This window comes from Streptomyces doebereineriae, assembly GCF_031845645.1.
Classification (GTDB): Bacteria; Actinomycetota; Actinomycetes; order Streptomycetales; family Streptomycetaceae; genus Streptomyces; species Streptomyces canus.
The window spans coordinates 1-434 of the sequence record NZ_JAVREZ010000386.1; the positions used below are offsets into that span (position 1 = coordinate 1).

Consider the following 434-nt stretch of genomic DNA (forward strand, 5'->3'; position numbering starts at 1 on the left):
GTACCGGTCGGCCAGCCGCTTGTGCATGTGCATGTACGAGCCGTAGAACATCGGGTCGCCCTCGGCGAGGACCGCCACCGTCCGGCCCGCGTCCAGGTGCGCCGCGAGCCGGGCCGCGGCCTTCTCGTAGAACTCCTCCAGCGCGCCCCGGTAGCCGCCCGGGTGGTCCGTGGTCTCCGTCGTGACCGGATAGACCAGGGGCTCCTCGATGTGGTCGGGCCGCAGGTGCGCGGCAGCGATGGAGCGGGCGATCGAACGGCCGTGGCGGGCGCTGTGGTACGCGATCACGTCCGCCTCGCCGATCGCCCGGACCGCCCGGAGCGTCATCTGGTCCGGGTCGCCGGGGCCGAGGCCGACGCCGTAGAGGCGGCCCGTGCTGGTGTCTTTCACCGGGGAAGTCACTGGGGAGTTCACTACTCTTCCTCGCTCGCGAT

Annotated in this window: 1 protein-coding gene; it reads right to left on the reverse strand. The window is 71.7% G+C overall.

What is annotated here, in order from left to right; all coding sequences use genetic code 11:
• On the reverse strand, positions 1-390 hold a 390-nt coding region (locus RNB18_RS52425), incomplete at its 3' end, for an SAM-dependent methyltransferase (RefSeq protein WP_311721107.1).
• Between the last annotated feature and the right edge of the window lie 44 nt (positions 391-434).